This window comes from Thalassospira sp. SM2505, from assembly GCF_054901115.1.
The window spans coordinates 446,438-469,569 of sequence record NZ_CM142731.1 but is presented as its reverse complement, the minus strand read 5'-3'; the positions used below and the strand labels follow the sequence as shown (position 1 = coordinate 469,569).

25 protein-coding genes are annotated in these 23,132 nt (G+C 54.1%); 8 read left to right on the top strand and 17 right to left on the bottom strand.

Going from position 1 to position 23,132, the window contains the following annotated elements; genetic code table 11:
- Positions 1 to 28: 28 nt before the first annotated feature.
- From ACTU44_RS02160 to ACTU44_RS02150, 3 genes are all read left to right on the top strand, one after another.
- Positions 29 to 517, top strand: a complete 489-nt coding sequence (locus tag ACTU44_RS02160; protein WP_462096542.1) for a methylated-DNA--[protein]-cysteine S-methyltransferase — start codon at positions 29 to 31, stop codon at positions 515 to 517.
- Between the two features lie 148 nt (positions 518 to 665).
- Positions 666 to 1,640, top strand: a complete 975-nt coding sequence (locus ACTU44_RS02155) for a quinone oxidoreductase family protein (RefSeq protein WP_462096541.1) — start codon at positions 666 to 668, stop codon at positions 1,638 to 1,640.
- Positions 1,641 to 1,872: 232 nt separating this feature from the next.
- Positions 1,873 to 2,526, top strand: a complete 654-nt coding sequence (locus ACTU44_RS02150; protein WP_462096540.1) for a 2OG-Fe(II) oxygenase — start codon at positions 1,873 to 1,875, stop codon at positions 2,524 to 2,526.
- Positions 2,527 to 2,562: 36 nt separating this feature from the next.
- Here ACTU44_RS02150 and ACTU44_RS02145 read toward each other — a convergent pair whose 3' ends face one another.
- Complete coding sequence (locus ACTU44_RS02145; protein ID WP_114096405.1) at positions 2,563 to 3,114, bottom strand: HD domain-containing protein; 552 nt, start codon at positions 3,112 to 3,114, stop codon at positions 2,563 to 2,565.
- A gap of 141 nt (positions 3,115 to 3,255) precedes the next feature.
- Between ACTU44_RS02145 and ACTU44_RS02140 the strand changes: the two genes are divergently transcribed.
- Positions 3,256 to 3,561, top strand: coding sequence for a hypothetical protein (locus ACTU44_RS02140; RefSeq protein ID WP_114096404.1), 306 nt, complete (start codon positions 3,256 to 3,258; stop codon positions 3,559 to 3,561).
- Positions 3,562 to 3,566: 5 nt separating this feature from the next.
- Here ACTU44_RS02140 and ACTU44_RS02135 read toward each other — a convergent pair whose 3' ends face one another.
- The 11 genes from ACTU44_RS02135 to ACTU44_RS02085 form a co-directional block, all read right to left on the bottom strand.
- Complete coding sequence (locus ACTU44_RS02135; protein ID WP_462096539.1) at positions 3,567 to 4,124, bottom strand: GNAT family N-acetyltransferase; 558 nt, start codon at positions 4,122 to 4,124, stop codon at positions 3,567 to 3,569.
- Between the two features lie 199 nt (positions 4,125 to 4,323).
- Entirely contained in the window at positions 4,324 to 5,586 is a 1,263-nt protein-coding gene (gene rho, locus ACTU44_RS02130) for a transcription termination factor Rho (RefSeq protein WP_114096402.1), read from the bottom strand.
- A 389-nt stretch (positions 5,587 to 5,975) separates the two neighbouring features.
- Positions 5,976 to 8,033 (bottom strand): methyl-accepting chemotaxis protein, encoded by a 2,058-nt coding sequence (locus tag ACTU44_RS02125; RefSeq protein WP_462096538.1) that lies wholly within the window; start codon positions 8,031 to 8,033, stop codon positions 5,976 to 5,978.
- A gap of 268 nt (positions 8,034 to 8,301) precedes the next feature.
- Complete coding sequence (locus ACTU44_RS02120) at positions 8,302 to 8,661, bottom strand: helix-turn-helix domain-containing protein (RefSeq protein WP_114096400.1); 360 nt, start codon at positions 8,659 to 8,661, stop codon at positions 8,302 to 8,304.
- On the bottom strand, positions 8,658 to 9,305 hold the full coding sequence (locus ACTU44_RS02115) for a Smr/MutS family protein (RefSeq protein WP_336079716.1): 648 nt from the start codon (positions 9,303 to 9,305) through the stop codon (positions 8,658 to 8,660). The genes ACTU44_RS02120 and ACTU44_RS02115 overlap by 4 nt, the downstream gene beginning before the upstream one ends.
- On the bottom strand, positions 9,283 to 9,987 hold the full coding sequence (locus tag ACTU44_RS02110; RefSeq protein ID WP_114096398.1) for a LutC/YkgG family protein: 705 nt from the start codon (positions 9,985 to 9,987) through the stop codon (positions 9,283 to 9,285). Before ACTU44_RS02110 ends, ACTU44_RS02115 begins: the two co-directional genes overlap by 23 nt.
- Positions 9,984 to 11,420, bottom strand: coding sequence for a LutB/LldF family L-lactate oxidation iron-sulfur protein (locus ACTU44_RS02105; protein WP_114096397.1), 1,437 nt, complete (start codon positions 11,418 to 11,420; stop codon positions 9,984 to 9,986). Before ACTU44_RS02105 ends, ACTU44_RS02110 begins: the two co-directional genes overlap by 4 nt.
- Before the next feature lie 5 nt (positions 11,421 to 11,425).
- Positions 11,426 to 12,211, bottom strand: a complete 786-nt coding sequence (locus tag ACTU44_RS02100) for a (Fe-S)-binding protein (protein ID WP_114096396.1) — start codon at positions 12,209 to 12,211, stop codon at positions 11,426 to 11,428.
- 225 nt (positions 12,212 to 12,436) lie between these two features.
- Positions 12,437 to 12,880, bottom strand: a complete 444-nt coding sequence (locus tag ACTU44_RS02095; protein WP_336079711.1) for a MarR family winged helix-turn-helix transcriptional regulator — start codon at positions 12,878 to 12,880, stop codon at positions 12,437 to 12,439.
- 73 nt (positions 12,881 to 12,953) lie between these two features.
- Positions 12,954 to 14,078 carry an alpha-hydroxy acid oxidase gene (locus tag ACTU44_RS02090; RefSeq protein ID WP_462096537.1) on the bottom strand — a complete coding sequence of 375 codons (1,125 nt, stop codon included), beginning with the start codon at positions 14,076 to 14,078 and terminating at the stop codon, positions 12,954 to 12,956.
- 4 nt (positions 14,079 to 14,082) lie between these two features.
- Positions 14,083 to 15,240, bottom strand: a complete 1,158-nt coding sequence (locus ACTU44_RS02085; RefSeq protein WP_114096394.1) for a mandelate racemase/muconate lactonizing enzyme family protein — start codon at positions 15,238 to 15,240, stop codon at positions 14,083 to 14,085.
- Between the two features lie 176 nt (positions 15,241 to 15,416).
- Here ACTU44_RS02085 and ACTU44_RS02080 point away from each other — a divergent pair, with 176 nt between their 5' ends.
- The 4 genes from ACTU44_RS02080 (at position 15,417) to ACTU44_RS02065 (ending at position 19,192) form a co-directional block, all read left to right on the top strand.
- Positions 15,417 to 16,382 carry a tripartite tricarboxylate transporter substrate binding protein gene (locus ACTU44_RS02080; RefSeq protein WP_220150263.1) on the top strand — a complete coding sequence of 322 codons (966 nt, stop codon included), beginning with the start codon at positions 15,417 to 15,419 and terminating at the stop codon, positions 16,380 to 16,382.
- A gap of 81 nt (positions 16,383 to 16,463) precedes the next feature.
- Positions 16,464 to 16,955, top strand: coding sequence for a tripartite tricarboxylate transporter TctB family protein (locus ACTU44_RS02075; protein WP_462096536.1), 492 nt, complete (start codon positions 16,464 to 16,466; stop codon positions 16,953 to 16,955).
- Between the two features lie 36 nt (positions 16,956 to 16,991).
- Entirely contained in the window at positions 16,992 to 18,467 is a 1,476-nt protein-coding gene (locus ACTU44_RS02070) for a tripartite tricarboxylate transporter permease (RefSeq protein ID WP_114096391.1), read from the top strand.
- Entirely contained in the window at positions 18,467 to 19,192 is a 726-nt protein-coding gene (locus tag ACTU44_RS02065) for an arylmalonate decarboxylase (RefSeq protein WP_462096535.1), read from the top strand. Before ACTU44_RS02070 ends, ACTU44_RS02065 begins: the two co-directional genes overlap by 1 nt.
- 13 nt (positions 19,193 to 19,205) lie before the next feature.
- Here the strand turns inward: ACTU44_RS02065 and ACTU44_RS02060 are convergent, their stop codons facing one another.
- The 5 genes from ACTU44_RS02060 to ACTU44_RS02040 all read right to left on the bottom strand — a co-directional run bounded on the left by ACTU44_RS02060 (position 19,206) and on the right by ACTU44_RS02040 (position 23,129).
- Positions 19,206 to 20,039 carry a substrate-binding periplasmic protein gene (locus ACTU44_RS02060; RefSeq protein WP_462096534.1) on the bottom strand — a complete coding sequence of 278 codons (834 nt, stop codon included), beginning with the start codon at positions 20,037 to 20,039 and terminating at the stop codon, positions 19,206 to 19,208.
- 115 nt (positions 20,040 to 20,154) lie between these two features.
- Positions 20,155 to 20,868 (bottom strand): DNA polymerase III subunit epsilon, encoded by a 714-nt coding sequence (gene dnaQ, locus ACTU44_RS02055; protein WP_114096388.1) that lies wholly within the window; start codon positions 20,866 to 20,868, stop codon positions 20,155 to 20,157.
- An 18-nt stretch (positions 20,869 to 20,886) separates the two neighbouring features.
- On the bottom strand, positions 20,887 to 21,471 hold the full coding sequence (gene coaE / locus ACTU44_RS02050; RefSeq protein ID WP_336079701.1) for a dephospho-CoA kinase: 585 nt from the start codon (positions 21,469 to 21,471) through the stop codon (positions 20,887 to 20,889).
- Positions 21,472 to 21,492: 21 nt separating this feature from the next.
- Complete coding sequence (locus ACTU44_RS02045) at positions 21,493 to 22,359, bottom strand: shikimate dehydrogenase (protein ID WP_462096533.1); 867 nt, start codon at positions 22,357 to 22,359, stop codon at positions 21,493 to 21,495.
- Positions 22,360 to 22,529: 170 nt separating this feature from the next.
- Positions 22,530 to 23,129 carry a Maf family protein gene (locus ACTU44_RS02040; RefSeq protein ID WP_114096386.1) on the bottom strand — a complete coding sequence of 200 codons (600 nt, stop codon included), beginning with the start codon at positions 23,127 to 23,129 and terminating at the stop codon, positions 22,530 to 22,532.
- Positions 23,130 to 23,132: the final 3 nt, after the last annotated feature.

The window sequence follows — 23,132 nt, the reverse complement described above, 5'->3', positions numbered from 1 at the left end:
CGCATTTACAATCACGAAAGACCCCGTCATGCCCCAGATTTCCATCAATAGCCCGGTCGGCGCGCTTACGATTTTCGAGTTTGACGATCAAATCGTTGCGCTTGATTGGGGATTTGTTGATGAAATGGAAACCAGCCCGGTTCTTGAAGAAGCCAAAAAGCAGCTCAATGCCTATTTTGCCGGTCAGCTCGAAAAATTTGATCTTCCCCTGGCACCTGACGGCACCGATTTCCAGAAGGCGGTCTGGGCAGCAATGTGCGACATCCCCAAGGGCAAGACCGCGACCTACAAGGAACTTGCCGCAGCGGCGGGATCGCCCAAGGCCTTTCAGTCGGTCGGATCGGCCTGTGGCATGAACCCGATCCCGATCATCATTCCCTGTCACCGGGTTCTTGCCAGTGGTGACAAACCGGGCGGCTATTCCGGTCAGGGCGGGCTCGAAACCAAGCGTGATCTGCTCAAGATCGAAGGTGTAGAGCTTGTCATTGGCGATGATCAGGGCAGTTTTGATCTTTAGAACCCGGATCGCCCCACGGGGTTTTGCGGCCCGTGTTTTCATCCTGCGAAATACATAACTCGCCTGCTGCAAATCGGGCTTTTCTGACCTAAACTCAATCCATTGACGAAACAGACGTTCAAAAGAACGAAACAATGGGAGGTCACAAATGACCAAAGCATTCCGCTTTTACGAAACAGGCGGCAGCAATGTGTTGCGCTTTGAGGATGTGGAAGTTGGCGCACCGGGTGCGGGCGAAGTCCGCCTGCGCCAGAAGGCCGTCGGCCTGAACTATATCGATATCTATTTCCGGTCGGGTGTTTACCCCGCCCCGTCGATGCCATCGGGTCTTGGGCTTGAAGGTGCTGGCGTGATCGAGGCGATTGGTGACGGTATCACTGATCTGGCGGTCGGAGACCGCGTTGCCTATGCCGCACAGCCGCTTGGTGCCTATGCCGAAGCCCGCGTCATGCCGGCCAAGGGACTGGTCAAAATCCCCGATGATGTCAGCTTTGAACTGGCGGCGGCTGCAATGCTTCAGGGCATGACCGCGCAATATCTTCTGCGCCGGACTTATAAGGTGCAAAAGGGCGATACGATCCTGATCCATGCGGCTGCAGGTGGTGTGGGCCAGATTGTCTGCCAGTGGGCCAAGCATCTTGGGGCCACGGTGATCGGCACGGTCGGATCACAGGAAAAGGCCGAGATCGCCAAGGCGAAAGGTTGTGATTACCCGATCCTCTATCGCGAGGAAACGGTCTCCGAACGGGTCAAGGAAATCACCAACGGCCAGGGTGTTGAAGTTGTTTATGATTCCGTTGGCAAGGATACGTTCGAAGACTCACTTAAATGCCTCAAACGCCTTGGCACGATGGTCAGTTTCGGTCAGTCATCCGGGGCCGTTCCGCCCATCACACTGGCACAGCTTGCCCCGGGCGCGTTTTTCCTGACCCGTCCGAGCATCTTCACCTATAACGCCACCCGCGAAGAGCTTCTGGCAAGTGCCGGTGAGTTGTTCGAGGTGCTGAAATCCGGCGTGGTCAAGATCGACATTACCGCAACCTACCCGCTGGCCGATGCCGCCCGTGCCCATGACGATCTCGAAGGCCGCAAAACCAACGGCTCCATCGTCTTTACGGTCTGATTGATACCAGCGCTTATCAAAAGAGAGAACACAAAGCCGATACTTCCAAGTATCGGCTTTTCTCATAATCGGCGGCACTGAATTGCAAGAAAAATATCTTTCAAACAACCGCCGTAAACTCAAATTTTCCGTATCCGGAACATTAGAGTTTTGTTAATTTCAACAGTCAGAAATTAAATCTGGATCGGTGTCCCGGGATAATTTCTTAAAAACCTCTTTAGGGCACGCATTGATGTCGCTTCAGGAAATCAAAGAATCAATAATTGCGTCATTCAAATCCGGAATATCTGATCAAGATCCCTATCAACATTGGTTCGTCGAAAATGTCCTGCCTGCCGACCTTCCCGCAGAAGTATGTTCTCTGCCAATTTTGGCACCCGTGCTTGAGGTAGATGCAGGAACACGCGAAGCCAATAACTCCAGCCGTCGATATTTTGATCAGGAAACCATTGAAAAGCATCCCGTCGCAAACGAGATCGCACAAGCAATCCAGTCCCAAGAAGTTGTAGATGCCGTCGAAGAAATCTTTGGTGCGGACCTCAGCGAAACCCGCATCAGACTTGAATTTGCCCAAGATCGTGAAGGTTTCTGGTTACAACCGCACACCGATATCGGTGTGAAGCGTTTTACCATGCTGCTTTATCTCTCCAACGAGACCGGGCACGAAAAGCTTGGTACCGATATCTATCGGGACGCAGAAACCCACGTAAAAGCATCACGGTTTTTTCCCAATTCGGCCCTGATTTTCGTGCCTGCCAACAACACCTGGCACGGCTTCGAGAAGCGCACTATTCCCGGCATCCGGAAGTCACTGATCATCAACTACGTTACCAAGGATTGGCGCGCTGTCGAGCAGCTTCCCTTCCCCGATGAATACGTTAAGTAACAATCATCACGTTCACTTGCAAAATCAAATAGCCAGCTAGATGACAGCTTCTTTGTCATCGCTATGTACTGCGCGGACATCACGGGCAATGGCGTCAAAGCGCGCAGACAGGCCGTCACTGACTTCGCGGCACGGGGCAATCACCGCCTCGGCCCAGTCGACATAGGCCAGGATTTGTTTTTCATCCCAGCCAATCGGGGTATCGGTCAGCATCGCCCCGACATTGGCGACTTTATCGGCCAGTCGGACCAGCTTGGCTCCCGGGGTCAGGTTGGGGGCATTTTCGACCTGTTTTGCCTTGCGATCATCGCGTGGCAAGGCCTTGTCGTCACTGACCTCAAGAACAATGTCGGCAATGGCGTCGTTAAAGCAGGCGGCGATTTCGTCGCGGGTCGCCCCGCAATCCTCGATCACATCATGAAGAATTGCCGCACAAAGGATGGTTTCATCCGTATGGGGTTCGCATTCAACAATCAGGCGGGAAACCTCAATCGGGTGATTGATATAGGGTTCCTCGGCCGGGCCCTTGCGCCGCTGATCGCGATGGGCGCGCGCGGCAAAATCAACGGATTTGAGTAAAAGCTGCATCAAGCGCAATAAAATAGTGAACGAAGAACCCCAGATTCACATGGCTTATGCGTTGTTTCAAGCCTTCATGTCCTATCGACTTCGAAAATCCCGTCCCTACATACAAAACAGAGATGTTTTTCAATCAGGAGGGCCTGGCATATGTCACAGGACATGCGACTGAAACTGACCTTGCGCAATGAAAGCAGCCAAAACCCCCTGCATCTGAGCTCGTTGGCACCAAGCAGTGGCTGGCAAACCGATCCACCGCACCATCTCGATATCGGCGATGAGGCCACCTGCGAGATTACCACCGCCAGCGAACTGGCCATCACCATGCGCTACGGCACCCATCATATCGGTTTGCATCTGGGCAATGGCGCATTCAGCTTTGAACCGGGGGATGCGCGGGTGGAAGGCCAGAAACTGGATGGTCACACCGCCGAACTGACACTGATCCTGGCCTGAAGGGACTATGACCGGGCTTGGGATTGCCACTCCGAAAAGAGCCGGGCATAGATATATTCATCACCCCAACGCCCGTTAAAACAATCATTTTCGATCAGATGCGCCTCGCGACGAAAACCAAGCCGTTCAACAACGCCGGATGAACCGGCATTCTGCGCATCAAGCCGTGCAAAAATCCGGTGAAACCCGAAATGCGCAAAGCCCAGATCGACGATTGCCCTGACCGCCTCGGTGGCATAGCCGCTGCCAGCAAAATCCGGGTTGAAGATATAGCCAACCTCGCCCTGACGGGCATTGATACTGGCAAGTTTCAAAAGAACCTCGCCCAACACAGCGCCATCTTCCCGCCGTGTGACCGCAAGGGTGCAAACATCGCCATCCTGCATGAATTGCGCACGCAGCAGATCGGAAAACTGTTGCTTCAACGCATCGCCCGCAGGCGGGTCGCAATAAAGATAACGATACACCGCAGGCAACGCGTGATAGGCGGCGTAGCCCTCAAAATCAGAAGACACAAACGGGCGAAGGAAGAGACGGCTGGTTTCGATCGGGAACGCTGGCAAGGACAAATTCATTTTAAAACAGGTTGTTATTGATTGGGCGCCCTATCTAGGCAGCCTTTTTCAATGCTGCAAGTCGGCCCTGTGACCTTGATCATGCAGGTCCCCTTTCCAATCATCAGACAATAAAAAACGGGGCCCACCGGACCCCGTTTAATCATCAGACAATTATCTGTATCCGGCCATTTACGCCGGATGTCGATTATCCGTTCATGGAATCGAAGAAATCGTCGTTGTTCTTGGTCGATTTGAGTTTGCCCAGAAGGAACTCCATCGCGTCCTGCGGACCCATCGGGTTGAGGATACGGCGCAGAACCCACATCTTGGACAGGACGCTTTTATCGACAAGCAGTTCTTCCTTACGGGTACCCGATTTAAGGATATCAATCGCCGGGAAGATACGTTTGTCAGACAGTTTGCGGTCCAGAACCAGTTCGGAGTTACCGGTCCCTTTGAATTCTTCAAAGATAACCTCGTCCATACGCGAACCGGTATCGATCAGGGCGGTTGCGATGATGGTCAGCGAGCCGCCTTCTTCGATGTTACGTGCCGCACCAAAGAAGCGTTTCGGACGCTGCAGGGCGTTGGCATCGACACCACCGGTCAGGACCTTGCCCGAGCTTGGCACGACGGTGTTATAGGCACGGGCAAGACGGGTGATGGAATCCAGCAGAATGACAACATCATGCTTGTGTTCGACCAGACGTTTTGCCTTTTCAAGCACCATCTCGGTGACCTGAACGTGACGCTGGGCCGGTTCGTCAAAGGTCGAGCTGATAACCTCACCCTTCACCGAGCGGTCCATATCGGTCACTTCTTCCGGGCGTTCATCAATCAGAAGAACGATCAGATAGGCTTCCGGATGGTTTTCCTCGATCGCGTGCGCAATGTTCTGCAACATCACGGTTTTACCGGTACGCGGCGGAGCGACGATCAGGGCACGCTGACCTTTACCAAGCGGCGACACCAGTTCGATGACGCGGTTGGTGGTGTCCTTGTTGCCTTCCTGGTCGCATTCCCGTTCCATGCGCAACGGCTGATCGGGATAAAGCGGGGTCAGGTTGTCAAAGTTGATGCGATGACGGACTTTTTCCGGCGCATCAAAGTTGACCTTGTCGACCTTGAGCAGCGCGAAATACCTCTCGCCTTCCTTGGGCGATCTGATCTGCCCTTCTACCGTATCGCCGGTCCGCAGACCAAAACGCCGTACCTGGCTCGGGCTGACATAAATGTCGTCGGGCCCGGCAAGATAGTTTGCCTCCGGGCTCCGCAAGAAGCCGAAACCATCGGGCAGCACTTCGAGAACCCCCTCGCCAAAAATGGCATGGTCGTTCTCGGCCAACTGTTTGAGAATGGCGAACATCAGCTCCTGTTTGCGGAGCGTGCTGGCATTTTCGATTTCGAGTTCCTCAGACAGGGCAAGCAGCTCGGTCGGAGATTTCTTTTTGAGTTCCTGAAGATGCATATGTGCGTTTAATGATCTGTGGTTGCCAGATAAGAGAGGATATGGGCGAAGATTTTGGGATAGGATAAGAAGTGCGGTTGACCGTCAGGCAAGGCGCTCAGGATTGCTGGTGCGTGCGGACGGTTCCAAACCTTGTAGTTGCAAGAAAGGCAGGACTTTTCATGTTTCTGGATCGAAACACCCCCGATTGATAACCTCGAACGCCATAATAGTCAAACCGTGTTTCACGCAATGCAGCTATTTTGCAACCGATGTTGTTCAAAAAGCACGTTTCTGTTGCCAGATCGCAGATATAGCGGCGTAAAACCTGCGATTTACGGGGTCCACAAACAGTTCGACTGTCTTCAAAGTCCTGCCATAACTCCCGCCATAACAATGTGCAAGCGGCCCTAGCCTGCCTGAACCTTGTGAACGGAACTCAGGAATTCTTCGACCTCCTGGCGCAGATCAAGCGCAACGCCGGTCACACTTTCACACGCCACCAGAACATTCTCGGCCGCCTGTCCGGCCTGATCGGTTGAAGCCCGGATTTCATCGATATTTCCCGATACCTCACTGGTCCCGTTCGAGGCCCGTTCGATATTGCTGGCAATTTCCGATGTTGCCGCCTGTTGCTGATTAACTGCAGCCGAAAGAGAGGCCGAGGTGGTGTCGATATCACCGATCCGCTTGCCAATCCGTCCAAAAGCCGCCACCGCCTGTTCGGTTGCATCTTGCAGATTGCCCATCTGGCCGGTGATTTCATCGGTGGCCCGCGATGTCTGGGAGGCAAGATTTTTGACTTCATTGGCAACCACGGCAAAGCCCTTGCCCGCTTCGCCAGCACGCGCAGCCTCAATCGTTGCATTAAGAGCAAGCAAATTGGTCTGTTCGGCAATATCGCGAATAAGACCGATCACTTCGCCGATCTTGGCCGCCCCGGTTTGCAAGGCATCGGCAATGGTATCAGCCGCACGGGCATCACGGGCAGCATCAGAGGCAATATCGGCTGCGGCAGAAATCTGGCGTGAAATCTCGAGAATGGAATTTGCCAGCTCCTCGGTCGCCGAGGACACAGCCGCAACATTTTCCGATGCAGTATGGGCATTGCTTGCCACCACACCGGCCCGTTCGCGGCTAGTGCTGATCACGGTGGTCATGTTTTCGGATGTCGAGCGCAAATCATCGGTCGAGCGGCCAATATCGCCCAGAAGCTTGTCGACCCTGCTTTCAAACGCCTTTGCCAGTTTTTCGATCTGTTCGGTCTGAGCAATGCGCCGGGTCTGATCGGCTTCGCGCTGCTTGCTCATTTCCCGGTTCTGTTCAAGATTCTGTCGGAAAATCTCGACCGAACGAGCCATATCGCCCACTTCATCGCCGCGATCCTGACCGGTGATCGTGCAATCAAGATTGCCAGATGCCAGTTCGGTCATGCTTTCGGTCATTTTCCCGATCGGAACAGTGATGCTGCGCCCGACCGCAAGCACAAGCGTACAGGCCACCGCGATCACGATCACCAATCCGGCAAGGGTGGCATAGAAATAGGTTTCGGCTGTCATCAGCTTGTGTTCGGCAAGCCCGTTCAGGCTTTGGGCAATGTGATCTTCGATCTGTTTATAGAGATTGATCTTGACCGTGACCTTGGCGAACCAGTCATCGCCGCGAATGTCACCTGTTGTGCCGCTTACCGGGAAATCAAGCGCCAGCGCGCGCAAATCCTCGACCTCCTTGATTGCCGGGTCCTGTAAGGTCTGATCATAAAATGCCCGGATGTCGGCCGGGGCGAATTGGGCAAAAACCGCGAGATAGGCGCTCTGCAAGGTCACCAGTTCAACAAACCGCCGATAAAGATCAGGGGCGAATTCGCCCTTGCCAAAGCCCACCGCCCCGGCCGCACGTTCAAGACCGGCGCGTTCCTTGGCCTGCATGAAATTGTTATAGGCAGCAATGACCCGCAGGATTTCCGGATCATTGCTCAGCCCGCCCATGACATTGACGGTCGACAGCATCCCCGAAATGATCGAACTGTAAAAACCAACCGTTTCACCCAGTTTCAGTTGCAGATCATCGACCTTTTGCCGGGTGGCGGGAATCTGGTCCATCAGGGTGACAAAGCGGTTGATATCGCGCCCAAGAGACGGGTCGTAATCAGCCAGGTCAAAGGAGGCGATCACAGTGCGCAAGGCATCCATACTGTCATCGGAAAGGTCGCGCTGCGCGGCCAGTTGCGGTCCGAATTGTGCCCCGGACGATCCGATATATCCGGCCGATGTTCCCCGTTCCTTTTGCAATTCGTGAACGGTCGCGCCGAGATAACCGGCAAACTCGGTCAGCGCACGGATTCTCGACAGTTCATCCATTTGCTGGAAACGGCCACTGACAATCACAATTGCCAATATCACCAACCCGGCCACCGGCGGGACAAGTGACAGGATGATTTTTGGTCCGATACGGATAGAACTGAACATGCTGGCCCCCGAAGATACTGATTTCGATGGCCGCCAGAAATTACCCACTCCCGGGCAAGCAAGCCCTTTCCGGTCCTGTGAAAGGCCGGGCGGGTTGCTTTACAATTTTATCGGGTGAAGCTGTCACATTTCCCCCATCAGGTTGATATTGGGGTGCAGCGCGGAAAATCAAGTTTTCTTGATATGCCAAAATCAACAGACCGGAACAGAACGGTTTTCAACCGCCGATCCGTTTGACATGACAGGCCATCAGCGCAGTGCAGCGCAGTTACGCATGGCGTTCGCGAATGATTTCAAGCATGCGGCTGAGCTGATCGTCACTAAGCCCGGCAATCCGTTCGGAAAGAAGATTGGCAAGCTCGGTCGCTTCGGGTTCAAGTCCCGCCGTATCAACGGTGATTTTCGGGTGTGAAAGCTGTGCCAGGCGCTTGATATCGTCGACCTCGTCCCAGACCAGATTGAAATAGCCGCAAATCTGCTGCACCAGACCGGGGCTTGGCCGACCGCGATGGCCATGTTCAAGCGCCGACAAATAGGCCGGTGACAGCTGCAAGGCCGTTGCCATATCGGTCAGGGTGACATTGTTGCGGGCCCGTAATTCCCGAATGCGATTGCCAAAAGGTGTCACGGGCGTCTCCGTTTCAACAAAACATAAAAGGCCCCGGCACCACCATGCTGGATCTGGGCCTGATTGATGGCAAGAATACGATTTCGCAGGCGCGGCGCACTGAGCCATTGCGGGGTCCGCTGACGCAACAACCCGGTACGGCCATATTCATCAGCCCGCGATCCCTTGCCCGTGATTACCAGAACACAGCGTTTTCCAGCCTGCCAGCTTTCCTCGATAAAGGCATTAAGCGCATTATGGGCAACATCCTGGGTCATGCCGTGCAGGTCGATGCGACCATCAATGGTCATCTTGCCTTTCTGGAACTTATTGGCCGTCGAGCGGTCAATCCCGTCGGTCACACCGGGCTTGAGATCAGCCAGCGTTTGCTTTTTGATCTGCGGGCCACGATCGGCATTGCGGGCCGACGGCAAATTGCGCGCCGCCCGGTTTTCCTCGGACCGTTCAAGGTTTTCAGCCAGATTGTCGGGCAACTGGATGGCCGTATCGCTGGTATGGATGTCATCATCAGGTGCACACATGGCATCATCACCCTTGCGCCGTTTGGTGCGCAAGGGTTTGACGTCACGTGTAAAGACCTCCCACAGGGTCTTTTCCGCGTCACTGACGGTACGGCGTCGTTTATTTGTTTTCTTTTGTGTCATCCACCAGAACGATATGCAGTCGGCGCGGTCCATGTGCGCCAAGCTGTATCGTCTGTTCGATATCGCCCGTTCGCGAAGGTCCGGTCACCCAAAGGAATGTTCGCGGCATATTGCCGTGTCCTTCCTTTTCGCGCAACCGCGCCCATACCTCTTCATAGGTTCCGACGATATCAGATGCCTTCAAAACAACGATATGGGTGTCTGGCAGCATGTTGAGCGTATAGGGCGTGCCTGCCCCACTGCGCAGCATCAGGCTTCCGGTTTCGGCGACACCGCCGAAGCTTGGCGTCACCGAAACAGCGTCTTCCGGACCGGCGATCCCGGTTGAAACTTCGAGTGCCGTATCACTCCAGGGCAACCCGGAAACCGCAGAATCCGGGGATGTTTTAATCCGTGCGGGTAAATTGTGATCAGCAAGGAAACGGGCCACTTCGCGCGGAATGTCATTATCGCTGACCACCATGGCAACGGTCGCATTGACACTTTTTGCCATTTCCTCAAACAGTTCGACCTGCTTGGGATGGGCAAGCTGGGCACGCTTGGGCACCACCGGATTGGCTTTGGGCGATGACAAACGTTCGGTTACGGAAACCGGCGCAGCTTCGCCCGCGCCCCGGCCAAGACTTTTGCGAATCCGGCCCAGAATCGCATCGCGCGAGGAGGTGTTGGACGAGGTGCTCATTTCGAACCTCCCTGCTGTTTTTGTTTTTCGGCCCAGAGTTCCTTGAAGGTTTTGCCCTCGGGCGCCGGAAGATCACGCATGTCGGTCCAGCCCCCGGCAAGCGGCAATTTGGCGATCTTGCCCTTGCCGCCTGACATTTTGCCCAGAACCTTTGAGGCAATCCCGGTGACGGCCCGATAAAGCTTTGGTTTTGAAGCAAAAAATGCCCACGTTTTGATACCGTAACGGAATGAGGACGGGCTGAGATGTTTTTCGAATTCCCGTTCACGCCAATGACGCATCATCTTGGGCAGCGGGATCCGCATCGGACAGACTTCTTCGCATTTCCCGCAGAAGGTCGAGGCATTGGGAAGATGCCCGGCCTCGTCCACGCCAATCAGCGATGGAGAGAGAACCGATCCCATCGGACCGGGATAGACCCAGCCATAGGCATGACCGCCCACCGCCCCATAGACCGGGCAATGGTTCATGCAGGCCGCACAACGGATACAGCGCAACATGTCCTGGAACTCGGTGCCCAGCATGTTCGAGCGACCATTATCAAGCAGGATCACGTGATATTCTTCGGGCCCGTCAAGATCGCCATCGCGTTTCGGGCCGGTCGAAAACGTCGTATAGGATGACATTTCCTGACCCGTGGCCGAGCGGGCGAGAACGCGCAGGATACTTGACGCATCTTCAAGGGTCGGCACCACTTTTTCAAGGCTGGCAATCGCAATATGAACCCGCGACAGGGTCTGGGTCAGATCGCCATTGCCTTCGTTGGTGACAATCACCGAGGTGCCGGTTTCGGCAATCAGGAAGTTCGCCCCGGTAATCCCGATATCCGCGGCAAAGAAATGTTCGCGCATGACTTCGCGCGCTTCATCAAGCAATTCCCGCGGTTCGACCAGTGACCTGTTGGGATCGCGCCCGGTATGGGTTTCGCGGAAGCTGTCAGCGACCTGTTCCTTATGAACATGGATGGCCGGTGCGATGATATGGCTTGGCGGTTCGTGCCTGAGCTGAATGATATATTCACCAAGATCGGTCTCGACGACTTTGAGATCCTGTTTTTCCAGGAAGTCATTCAGCCCGATTTCCTCGGAAATCATCGATTTGCCCTTAAGGACCGATTTGGCGTTCTTGTCGCGGCAAATCTTTGCCACCACTTCACGGGCCTCGGCGGCATCGGCACACCAATGGACATGACCGCCATTGGCCTTGACGTTTTCTTCGAATTTCAAAAGATAATGGTCAAGATTTTCAAGCGTATGATTCTTGATGTCCCGGGCCTGATCGCGCAGCGCCTCAAATTCCGGCATTTTTGCCGCAGCCGCAGAACGCTTTTCCTGAAAACCGGATTTCAGACGGCCAAGGGCACGTTGCAGGCTTTCATCGCGCAGCGCGCCATGAACGTTTTCCTTGAATTTCGGGGATGTTGACACATTCATGATGCTTACTCCCCACCCGTCTTGGAATTTGATCCGGCAATTGGCGGGGCGGCCATGGTCATATCGGCCAGCACTTCGGCAACGTGGCGAACTTCGACATCCGATCCTTCACGCGCAAGCTTGCCCGCCATGTTCATCAAACAGCCCATGTCCCCTGCCAGCAGGGTTTTGGCCCCGGTCTGTTTGATATCTTTGGTCTTGTCACCGACCATCTTGCCGGAAATTTCGGGATATTTGACGCAGAATGTCCCGCCAAAACCACAGCAGGTTTCAGGTTCGGAAAGTTCGGAAATCTCAAGCCCCTTGATGGAATTGAGCAATTTGCGCGGCTGTTCCTTGACCTTGAGCTCACGCAGGCCCGAACAACTGTCATGATAGGTGACCTTGCCCTCGAAACTTGCCGGGACCGCATCGACCTTCATCACATCGGTCAGGAAGGAAACCAGCTCGAACGTCTTGTCAGACAGGGCCTTGACCTTGTCGGCCATGGCCGGATCATTGGCAAACAGTTCGGGGAAATGCTTTTTGATCATGCCGGCACAGGACCCGCTGGGAGCAACGACATAATCATAATCGGCAAACATATCGATCAGCGGCCGGGCGACCTTGCGCGCCGATTCATTGTCACCGGAATTATAGGCCGGTTGCCCGCAACAGGTCTGATCCATGGGCACATCGACCTCGCACCCTGCTTCTTCAAGCAGCTTCACTGCCGAAAAGCCGACCGTCGGCCGGAACATATCGACAAGACAGGTCACAAAAAGACCAACGCGCGGTTTTGAAGGCGTCATGGCGTATCCTCTCTCGGGCTTTTGGGCCATTGACGGATGTTTTGTGCGGGCAGGAATCCGTCTGGCCGAAATCTCTTATAATTGGTATTACCAATTTCGGGCGGACAGGTCCAGACCAAGAACATTACGACTGTCATTATTTACAGAGCACGACACATCAAACCCGGCCCTGCACTTGCAGGAACCGGTATGGCATCGTGCCCGGTAAACCCGGTAAAAAAGTACCTAGTTCTCGTCGATCAGCTTTTTGAGAAGATCGATCATTTCGGCCTTTTTGTCGGCGCCAATGCGATCATCAAGCTGTTTTTTGTGGATCTCGCCCTTTTCAAGTACCCGCGCATACAGCTCGCGTCCCTTGGGGGTGATATAGCTGGCATAGGAACGACGATCACCTTCAACACGAATGCGTTCGATCAGGTCGTCATCTTCCATCTGGCGCAGCGACAGGGTCACTCCGGACTTGTCCCGTCCGGCAGCACGGCAAATCTCGACCTGGGTAATACCGGGATTTTCATGGATCAGGACCAGAAGCGTAAAATTCCCCGGTCGCAGGGAATCGTTCCCGAGAATCTCCGAGAAATCCGAGAATGCTTTTTCATAGGCGCGGCGCAAATAAAATCCGATGAAATCTTCAAGCGGACCCAGCGCGACATCGTTGTTTTTAGCCAAGTTTTTAATCTCGTTCTATTGAAAGACACGGAAATCGGACCCGATCAACGCCATGTCTTTTCGAATAACTTCGTTACTTCGAAATATCAACTATATCCCGCACACCGGTCTGGGCCATAGCATTCGTCAGCTCTGTCTGAAGCATGGTGAATGCTTCTGCCGCACCATCCTGCCCAAGTGCCGCAACACTATAGAGAAACGCCCGTCCCATCAGCACAAAATCAGCCCCGGCCATCAGGGCCTTAAGAACATCTTCGCCGCTTCTGATCCCGCCATCAACAATCAGCGGGAAATCAGGCCCGACCGCATCGCGGATCGGTCCGAGCGCATCAAGGGTTGCCGGTGCACCATCAAGCTGCCGCCCGCCATGATTGGAAACCACAATGGCATCCACGCCCTCACTTGTGGCCCTTTGTGCGTCCTGTGGCGACAAAATCCCTTTCAGGATCAGCTTGCCCGGCCATTTCGAACGGATATCGGCCAGAAGATCCCAATCCAGCCGACCAGAACTTTGCTTGGCCATCAGGCTGGCAAGCGATGTGGTACTCGCCCCCGGTTCGGCATAGCGTTCAAGATTGGCAAAGCGCGGTGCCCCATGGCGCAAAACGCCAAGCGACCATTTCGGGTGACTTGCCAGTTCCCAGATGAATCGCGGCGTGATTTTAAGCGGCAAGGCAAACTGGTTGCGCAAATCGCGACGTCTTTTGCCCGGACGCGGCACGTCGGCAGTAACAATCAGGGTATCATATCCGGCGATGCGGGCCCGTTCGATCAGATCATCAACGATTTCCTGCGAACTGCCGACATATAGCTGGAACCAGCCGGAATTCGGCGCACAGTCGCGCAGGTCTTCAAGCTTGGCGGTCGACGGGGTCGATGCGCAATAGGGCACACCGGCCTGCTCGGCCGCGCGGGCAAGAAACCGGTCAATTCCCGGCCAGGCCAGTCCGGCAAGTCCAACCGGGGCCACTCCGTATGGTGCCGCCCAGGACTTGCCGAGAAACCGGGCCCGGGTTGACAGATCCCCATCAACATTGATCAGGGCGCGTGGTTCAAGGATACGGTTGATAAAAGCTGCACGGTTGCGCCCCAGACCGGTTTCGGTCCCCGCCCCGCCATCAATAAAGTCAAAGGCAAAGCGCGGCATTCGCCGCCGCGCTTTTTCCCGTGCATCATCAAATGAAACAAGTCGCGACATGATATCAGCCCTTGCCAACACCATGCGATGTCGGACGGGACGCGAAATCACGCAATGCGTCGGCATCGGCAACAAAACCAAGTCCCGGTTTTTCCGGCAGGGTGATTGTCGAGCCGACACGATCGGGCAGGTTGCCATAGAGCGCGCGGCACATTTCGACCGATATCAGATGCCATTCCACCAGACCGCCATTTGCCATGCCCGCATGCAGATGCATGTTATGGAACGGGAAGGCACCGCCATTTGCCATCGTGACATTGTGGGCCTGGGCCAGGGCTGCAACTTTCGCACCGGCTGTCAGACCGCCACAAATCGCGACATTGGGCTGAATCACGTCAACCGCGCCAGCTTCAAGCAGGTCACGGAACCGGAAAAGCTGACCTTCATTCTGACCGGCCGCAGTCCGCATTCCGGTCTGTTCTCGCAAGTCACGCATACGTTTCACATCATTGTCACGCAGCGGTTCTTCAAAGAAGGTCACATTATAGTCTCGCAAACGATCAGCAAGATAACGCGCCGACGACGCATCCAGGCTGCAATTTGCATCAATGAAGAGGTCGCAATCGCCAATTGCCTCGCGCACAATGCGGACACGCTGGATGTCTTCGTCAATGATTGCGCGTACCGATGCGCCATCATTGCGTTTCTTAAGGGCATGATGGCCGACCACCATCTTGAAACGTTCGACACCATCATTTTTAAGATGCTTTGCCGCATCAGAAAGCTGGTCACGATCAAAGGAGCCAAAACCAAAGGTCACATAAAGCGGTACTTCGTTGCGTGCACCGCCAAGCAGACGCCAGCAGGGCTGATCGACCACCTTGCCAAGAATGTCCCAAAGTGCGAGATCAACCGCCGAAACAACGTGGCTGGCGTAACCGGTCTGGCCACGCGGGCTGAGCAGCCAGTATAGACGTTCGGCAATATGTTCGCGGTTGAGACTGTTCAGGGAAACGATGTTCGGTTCGACAAGTTCACTGATGATCCCGGCAATGACTTCCTCGTCGGTAATAGCGGTAAAACCATGCCCCACCACCCCGTCTTCGGTTGTAATCTCGATCACAACACAAGACAGTGCCGTTTCAACATCAACCGGTCCAACAGCAAGGTTTACCGGGATATAGGCCGGGATGGCCTTAACGGATTTGATGGCAAGGTTCACGTTTCTTCTCCTTGATTTATAAGGCTTTTGTTCGGGTTTCTGCGACCCGAAAACGATAAGTTTGAAATAATGTATAACTAGATAGTTGACTACTAGAATGTTTATAGTCAATCTAATTTTAATGATCGACACCAGCGAGAATGTGCGATCACAGAAAAACCCTGGGAGGATCCAAAATGCGATTTATGACCAAGACAGCCATTGCAGCCCTAATCGGAATTTCGTTCGGCGCAGCTGCCTTTCCGGCCCAAGCCGAGTTTCCTGAAAAGCCGGTAAAACTGATCATTCCGTTCCGTGCCGGTGGCGGCAGTGACGGTCTGGCCCGTGCCGTTCAGGCAGTTATCGAAAAAGAAAAACTGCTGCCAGCGCCGGTAGTTGTTGTGAATGCCGATGGTGCAGCAGGCACAGTTGGTACCCGTCACGTGCTTGAATCAAAGCCGGATGGCTATACTGTCCTGCAGATTCATCAGGAAATGTTTGCCGCCGCCGCCCTTGGCCGCGTGAACTATAGCCCCGCCGATTTTGAACCGGTCATTCAGGCCAGCCAGGGCTGCATGTTTGTTGCTGTGCCAATCGATTCCGAATTCAACAGCCTTCAGGATATGCTCGACTACGCCGCGAAGAATCCGGGCGATCTGAAACAGGCCGACGATATCGGAAGCGCAACGCACTTCCCGTCTGCACAGCTGATGGCGGCTTCCGATACCAGCTGGACGATTGTTCCGACGGGCGGAACGTCAAAACGCTTTGCCGCATTGAAAAGCGGATTGCTTGACATGGCATTCATGTCTGCATCCTGGATCACGCGCGGCAAGGAAGATCTGAAACCGCTGGCGGCTCTTGGTAACGAACGTTTTGACGATGCCCCCGATCTGCCAACCGCCAAGGAACTCGGCTTTGATGTCGAGGCCTGCCTGAACCGCCGTTACTGGGTTCCGGCCGGAACCCCGCAGGAAAATATCGACAAACTTGCCGATGCGATTGAAATCGCCCTGCACAGCCCGGAAGTTGCGGCCTATCTCGAGAAAAATGGTGAAACGTTGTCCATCAAACGCGGACAGGAGCTGAAGGATGCGGTTGCGCAGGACTATCAGCGCTATGTTGACGTGGTGGAGATCGTCAAGAAGTCTTCTGCCAAATAGAAACCCTTTGTAAAAGGCGTTCCCTGTTCGCAGATGACACCCCGCCCCGATCAATGATCGGGGCGAAATTGGAGTAGTCCAATGTACCGCTTCCTCACTCAGAACGCGGTAGCGATTGTTTTCCTACTTCTGGTCGCCGCTTTTGCGGCGGCCAGCCTTTACGGAAGCAGCCTGCTACCCCCTGCCAGCTACGAACCGCTTGGCAGCGCCGCTTTTCCCAAAGCCCTTGGACTGATCACTCTTGGTCTGGTTGCCTTGCAGGCGATCAGTCTGATCAGAAATCATTCCGGCACTGAATCCCCGGCGGATCCGGAAAGTGTCACCCGGTCCTTTTCCTGGAAGAAATACCGCAAACCGGCGCTGATGCTGGCGACCATGGTGCTCTACCTTGCGGCCATGTCCTATGCCGGGGTTGATTTCCGCATTTCAACATCGGTCTTCCTGTGTCTGGCCATGTGTCTTCTGGCCCGACCCAACAGTCCGAAAAAGGTTCTTTTGATTGCCGGAAGCAGCATCGTGCTTGCCGTCGTGCTCGACCTTGTTTTCAAGCATCTGTTTTATATCGATATCTAACGTCCCGGCACAGATTGCAGGGTCAGGAGTATCTCAATGCTCGACGCATATATTTATGTCTTTACGTCCGGTCTGATCTGGATTTTTGCCGGAGCCGGGATCGGGATATTTGTCGGTTCAATCCCCGGCCTGTCTGGTGCAATGGTTATTTCACTGACCTTGCCGATGACTTATTTCATGAATGGCAATGATGCCTTGCTGTTGCTTGTATCGATGTATATCGGCGCAACAACCGGCGGGTTGATCAGTGCGACCCTGATGCGGATGCCCGGCACAGAAGCCGCAATCATGACCACCCTTGACGGCTATCCTATGGCGGCTCGCGGCGAACCGGGACGGGCATTGGGTCTTGGCGTTCTGGCATCTGTCTTTGGCGGTATTTTCGCCTGGGTGATGCTGGCTGTTCTTTCGCCACCCCTGTCGGCAATCGCAGTTAAATTCGGGCCCTTTGACATCTTTGCCATGACGGTTGTCGCGCTCAGCCTGATTGCCGCAGTATCACAGGGCAGTCTTCTGGCCGGCCTGATATCGGCGGCCTTCGGCGCAATGCTTTCCCTGCCCGGAATTGATCCGATTTCTGGCTCCATCCGCCTGACATTCGGCTTTTCGTCGCTTGATAACGGTTTGACCCTTTTGCCGGTTATTCTTGGCATGCTGGTTCTGGGACAGGTCCTGATTGATTGTGAAGGTGTTCTGAGCGGCACCAAGGCAGGCAAGGCAAAAGCCCGCGTTTCCATGCATTGGCGCGATGTCACCAATTATCTGATGACCTATATCCGGTCTTCCTTTATCGGCACCTGGATCGGCATTTTGCCCGGCGTTGGCGGAACAGCTGCATCTGTTGCGTCCTATTCCGTGGCCAAGGCAGCCTCCAAAACCCCGGAAAAGTTTGGTAACGGTGCTGAAGAAGGCATTATTGCTGCTGAAACTGCAAACAATGCGGGTACGGTCGGCGCGCTCGTACCGCTGATCACCCTTGGCATTCCCGGGTCAGTGATTACGGCGGTTTTGCTTGGGGCGATGGTCATTCACAACCTTAATCCCGGCCCGCTGCTTTTCGCCGAAAACCCCGACGTTGCCTATACCATCATTGCCGGTGCCCTTGCAGGCAACCTTGCGATGTTTCTGATCATGGTGGTCGCAACACCGTTTCTGGCCAAACTTGCCCATATCAACAAAGCCTACCTTCTCGCGCCCATTGTTGTGTTCTGTATGATCGGGGCTTTTTCGGTCTCAAGCCGGTTCTTTGATATTGGTGTCATGCTGGTATTTGCCTGCCTGGGATATGTCATGACCAAGGCCCGGATCCCCACGGGAGCCTTTATCATCGCCTATATCCTGACCCCGATGGCTGAACAGAATCTCAGATCCGGTCTGGTAATTTATGACGGCAGCTTCTTGCCACTCATTACCAATCCGGTATCGGGCATTCTTCTTGCGATTGCGGTTCTTTCGATTGTCTGGAGCCTGCGCAGCGAATTGAAATTGCGTAAAAAGCAGAAGGTATCGTAATGCCAAATCCTGTTCCAACATTTGGACTCATCGTACCACCGCGTGAAGGCCAGATCCCACCCGAAGCACAGCATATCTATCCGGATATGAATTTTATCGCCCGCGGTCTTGGTCTGGTGGAAATGGCCCACAAGGATTACGACCGGGTCATCGCCGATACCGCCGATCATGCCATTTTGCTTGCTGCATCGGGTGCAGATGCGGTCAGTCTGATGGGAACGTCGCTAAGCTTTTTTAAAGGCCCGGATTTCAATGAAAAGCTGATTTCAATATTGAAATCAGCGACCGGGCTTCCTGCCACCACGATGAGTCAGGCGATCATTGATGGTCTGGCCCGGTTTTCTGCCAAAAAAATTGCCGTTCTGAGCGCCTATGAAGACGATGTGAATGCCAAGCTGTGCGACTATCTGTCTGTCTATGGCATCAGGGTAATGAAAATCGCGGGCCTCAATATTCGCAATATTGCCGATCTTCCGCATATTTCTGGCGAATATCTGATGGCGCGGTGCCGGGAATTGCTGATGCAAAGCGGGGAATGCGATGCCTTGCTTATTTCATGTGGCGGGTTGCGGACGATTGATCTGGCACCGACCCTTGAAAAGGAAACGGGAATTCCGGTGGTTTCAAGTGCCGTGGCGGGACTTTGGGCAACAGTCAATCTGATCGGTGATCAGAAACACCGCGACACATTCGGCATGCTGTTTGCCGATCCGTCACAGAACTGATTTCAGCCGTTTCCTATTCATCAAGACCCGAGAGATCTATACATCCCAGGCCGTTATTTCCTAGATCAAGCATCGCCCGGATGAACCCGTTTTCAGGGTTGGCTGAAAGCCCGTGAGAGCGGCGATTTTCAACAAAGAAACCGTCAGTTTTAAAAAGATCAAGCTGTCTTTGCAGGCCGGATATATCGTCATCGGGAACATCGCCACTTATGGCAATGTAAAGGTAGCAACTGCGATAGGGCACGACGCCGTCAATCTCGGGAAGATCTTCCCCCCTGGCCTCGTCATTGGCCTGATCAATGTAATAGCGCAGCACATTGCCACCAATTGCAATCAGATCAACACGATCTGCCCGCATCATCGGCAAAAGAAGCTCTTCACGCGGTACAATAACCAGTCTTTGTGCCCCCCGCGCGCGCAAATAGGTTTCACGCGCCGACCCCATCAGGACACCGATGCGAGCATCCTCAAGGATGTTGGAAAATCCCCTTTCCGCCCAGCCATGCATTGCGAAACCATAGAGATTCCATATCGTCCGACTGACCGGACCAACCCATTTGAAACTGTTTTCACGATCCTGCGACCGGGTCATCGGATAAATGACATGACCGCTTTCGTGATCGGCTTCTTCAAGCTGTCGTTTCCAGGGCATCTGATCGACAAGTCTGGCCTGCAATCCGGCCTTGTCAAAAAGTTCGATTACAAGACTGTCAAAATATCCCGGTTCACGCCGACCGGCTGACCGACTGCGTGCATTTTCGGAAAGATGAATGACATAGTGCCCGCCAAATGGAGCACGATCACTTTGCGCATGTGCTTCACCCCTGTTCTCATGGGCGAAAGACACAGATAAATCTGGAATTGGAATAAAAAGAAAACAGGCGGCCAGAACAAGTGAACTGATGCATTTGGCAATATGCCGGTCGCGGAAACGGGATTTCAGGCTATTTCGCCTCCCCATATCACGCCTCTTGTTTCTTTAACCAAAGGGCGTCTTTGACCTTGCTTTCGATATAGGCCTGATGGGCGGCAAGTTCTGCCTCACTTATGACATGCGGACGCGGTTCAAGCCGGTTTGATTTCGGACCAAGAACGCGTCTTCCATTGCCCTGATCATTGCCATCGCCATCCTGTGCGTTGGGATCAAGTGACAGGCCATGCTGACGCCCGCCCAGAAGTTCAAGATAGACCCGGGCAAGCAGATCGGAGTCAAGCAGTGCCCCGTGCAGGGTACGGTTGGAGTTGTCGATCTTGAAACGGCGGCACAATGCATCAAGGCTGACCGGGGATCCCGGAAACTTTTTGCGCGCCATCTGCACCGTATCAAGCGCACGGTCCATGGCGATGCGCGGCTTGTTCAACCATTCAAGTTCCGCATTCAGGAACTTCATGTCAAAGGCGGCATTGTGAATGACCAGAACCGAATCCTCGCCAATGAATTCGATAAAATCATCGGCAACCTCGGCAAAGACCGGCTGGTCTTTCAGGAAGTCATCGCCAAGCCCGTGAACGTCGAAGGCCTCTTTGGGCATCGGGCGCTCGGGATTGATATATTGGTGATATTGCCGCCCGGTCGGCATGTGATTGATCAGTTCGATACAGCCAATTTCCACCAGGCGGTGGTCTGCATAGGGATCAAGGCCGGTGGTCTCGGTATCGAGGACAATCTCACGCATAAAATCTGGGTCCGATGGTCAGCTTAACTGGTCAATAATGCCTTGAATATATTGAAAAGTCACCGCACGTCCCAACCCTGTCGGGATGACATAATCGCACCGTTTGCGCTTTTCAATATCGGGCATCTGTTTGGACAGAATGGCGGAAAATTTTTCATCCGTCATCCCTTGTCGTGCAAGAACACGCTGACGTTGAACAAACCCCGGTGCGGAAACAACCGCAACGGCATCACAGCGTTTTTCACCACCTGTTTCATATAAAAGCGGGATATCCAGCACCACCAAAGACCGTCCCAGCATCTGCTGGCTGCGCAAAAAGCGGATTTCAGCCGCCCGCACCAGCGGATGCAGAATCGCTTCGAGTTTTTTAAGAACTTCCGGATCGGAAAATGCCCGTTTGCCCAGTGCCTGCCGGTCAATCCTGCCATCTTTGATGATATCGGGAAAAGCCGCCGCAATCGGATCAAAGGCAAGTCCGCCCGGTGCCATCAGGATATGGGTGGTTGCATCGGCATCATGGACCGGCACGCCAAGAAAACGAAACATCGATGCCGCCGTCGATTTTCCCATCCCGATCGACCCGGTTAAGCCCAATATCACCATAACAGGATTACCTTTATATGCTTAATCAGGCGAAAGAACGAAATCGCGCAGTTCCTGGGTGACTTCCGGATCAATGCCGAACCAGCGATGAAATCCCGGTCGGGCCTGATGAAGCAACATGCCAAGACCATCGACAATCGGGTTGCCGCGCTCACGCGCCTGGGCAAGAAGATCCGTGATCAGCGGCGCATAGACAATATCGGTGACAAGGGCCGATGTCGGCAAACCATCAAGGTCGATATCGAGTTTCGGCTGCCCGACCATGCCAAGACTTGTCGTATTGACCAGAAGCGCCACGTCCGAAAGGACATCGGGCGACAAAGGCCAGTCAATAACCTTGAGACGCGGATCGTTGAATTCGCGTGTCACATCCTCGGCCCGTTTGCGGGTGCGGTTGGCAATCCGGATTTCAGGGCTTCCTTCGTCGAGAAGGGCAACCAGAATGGCGCGCGATGCCCCGCCCGCGCCCAGCACCACCGCCGGACCGGATGTAAAATCGATCCCGGGGGCTTCCTGACGCAGGTTTTCAATAAAGCCGAACCCGTCGGTATTATCACCCAAAAGCCTGCCATCCTTGGCAAAGGTCACGGTATTGACCGCCCCGATGCGACGTGCCCGGTCCGAAAGCTCGTCACATTCGGGCATGGCCATTTCCTTTTGCGGGATGGTGACATTGACCCCGGAAAAGCCCAGATTTCGAAGCGAAATCAATGCTGCCTGAAAGTTTTCCGGCTCGACCGGCAGGGGCATGTAACTGCCATCAATCCCGTATTTCGCAAGCCAGTAGCCATGCAGGCGCGGCGATTTGGAATGCGATACCGGCCATCCCATCACACCGGCCAGACGCGAGGTTCCAGAAAGGGTACGGTACGGAATACGGGCTGTCATGATGCGATAGTTTCCTGCCTGACGGGAGTTATTCGGGTTTTCGTTTTGTTTTAAATAATGTGCCAAACCGCATGGATGCCCGCCTGAGCGGGCATGACGAAAAAAGAAGATTTTTCCAAAACCGTCACTCCCGCGAAGGCGGGAGTCCACAAGGCTTGGCAAAGTGCTTTTTATGCCTTGAGCACACCATGATCGCGCAAGAAACCGATCAGTGGCAATAACGGCAAGCCAAGAACCGTGAAATAGTCGCCGCGCACTTCGGTAAAGAGCTGCGCACCAATGCCTTCAAGCTGATAACCGCCAACGCAATTGAAAATCTCTTCACCGGCGGCATCAAGATAATCTTCAAGCCATTCATCGCTGAAATTGCGCATCGTCAGATGGGCGGTATCAATCGTGCCCCAGATGCGTGACCCTTCCTTATATATAACAGCGGCTGAAACCAGCTGATGGGTTTTACCCCGCAGGGCCAAAAGCTGTGCTCTTGTATTGTCACGGTCGCGCGGCTTATCAAACCAGATGCCATTGCATTCAAGCATCTGGTCAGCGGCAATCACAATCCCGTCGGGCTGCTGACGATACATGCGCAGCGCCTTCATTTCCGCCAGTGTTTCGGCAGCTTCGGCGGCACTGGCCCCTTCGGCCTTCATCGATTGTTTATAGCCTTCCTCGTCAATCATCGAGGCGACTGCTTCGCAGGCGACACCTGCATTAGTCAGCATGGCATGACGGGTCTTGCTGCTGGAAGCCAGAATAAGCCGATGGTTCATAAG

Bases quoted from the DNA above. Each gene is read 5' to 3' on its own strand.
- ACTU44_RS02160 (WP_462096542.1), top strand. From the start codon at position 29: ATGCCCCAGATTTCCATCAATAGCCCGGTCGGCGCGCTTACGATTTTC.
- ACTU44_RS02155 (WP_462096541.1), top strand. From the start codon at position 666: ATGACCAAAGCATTCCGCTTTTACGAAACAGGCGGCAGCAATGTGTTG.
- ACTU44_RS02150 (WP_462096540.1), top strand. From the start codon at position 1,873: ATGTCGCTTCAGGAAATCAAAGAATCAATAATTGCGTCATTCAAATCC.
- ACTU44_RS02145 (WP_114096405.1), bottom strand. From the start codon at position 3,114: ATGCAGCTTTTACTCAAATCCGTTGATTTTGCCGCGCGCGCCCATCGC.
- ACTU44_RS02140 (WP_114096404.1), top strand. From the start codon at position 3,256: ATGTCACAGGACATGCGACTGAAACTGACCTTGCGCAATGAAAGCAGC.
- rho (WP_114096402.1), bottom strand. From the start codon at position 5,586: ATGCATCTTCAGGAACTCAAAAAGAAATCTCCGACCGAGCTGCTTGCC.
- ACTU44_RS02125 (WP_462096538.1), bottom strand. From the start codon at position 8,033: ATGTTCAGTTCTATCCGTATCGGACCAAAAATCATCCTGTCACTTGTC.
- ACTU44_RS02115 (WP_336079716.1), bottom strand. From the start codon at position 9,305: ATGACACAAAAGAAAACAAATAAACGACGCCGTACCGTCAGTGACGCG.
- ACTU44_RS02110 (WP_114096398.1), bottom strand. From the start codon at position 9,987: ATGAGCACCTCGTCCAACACCTCCTCGCGCGATGCGATTCTGGGCCGG.
- ACTU44_RS02105 (WP_114096397.1), bottom strand. From the start codon at position 11,420: ATGAATGTGTCAACATCCCCGAAATTCAAGGAAAACGTTCATGGCGCG.
- ACTU44_RS02100 (WP_114096396.1), bottom strand. From the start codon at position 12,211: ATGACGCCTTCAAAACCGCGCGTTGGTCTTTTTGTGACCTGTCTTGTC.
- ACTU44_RS02090 (WP_462096537.1), bottom strand. From the start codon at position 14,078: ATGTCGCGACTTGTTTCATTTGATGATGCACGGGAAAAAGCGCGGCGG.
- ACTU44_RS02080 (WP_220150263.1), top strand. From the start codon at position 15,417: ATGCGATTTATGACCAAGACAGCCATTGCAGCCCTAATCGGAATTTCG.
- ACTU44_RS02075 (WP_462096536.1), top strand. From the start codon at position 16,464: ATGTACCGCTTCCTCACTCAGAACGCGGTAGCGATTGTTTTCCTACTT.
- ACTU44_RS02070 (WP_114096391.1), top strand. From the start codon at position 16,992: ATGCTCGACGCATATATTTATGTCTTTACGTCCGGTCTGATCTGGATT.
- ACTU44_RS02065 (WP_462096535.1), top strand. From the start codon at position 18,467: ATGCCAAATCCTGTTCCAACATTTGGACTCATCGTACCACCGCGTGAA.
- dnaQ (WP_114096388.1), bottom strand. From the start codon at position 20,868: ATGCGTGAGATTGTCCTCGATACCGAGACCACCGGCCTTGATCCCTAT.
- coaE (WP_336079701.1), bottom strand. From the start codon at position 21,471: ATGGTGATATTGGGCTTAACCGGGTCGATCGGGATGGGAAAATCGACG.
- ACTU44_RS02045 (WP_462096533.1), bottom strand. From the start codon at position 22,359: ATGACAGCCCGTATTCCGTACCGTACCCTTTCTGGAACCTCGCGTCTG.
- ACTU44_RS02040 (WP_114096386.1), bottom strand. From the start codon at position 23,129: ATGAACCATCGGCTTATTCTGGCTTCCAGCAGCAAGACCCGTCATGCC.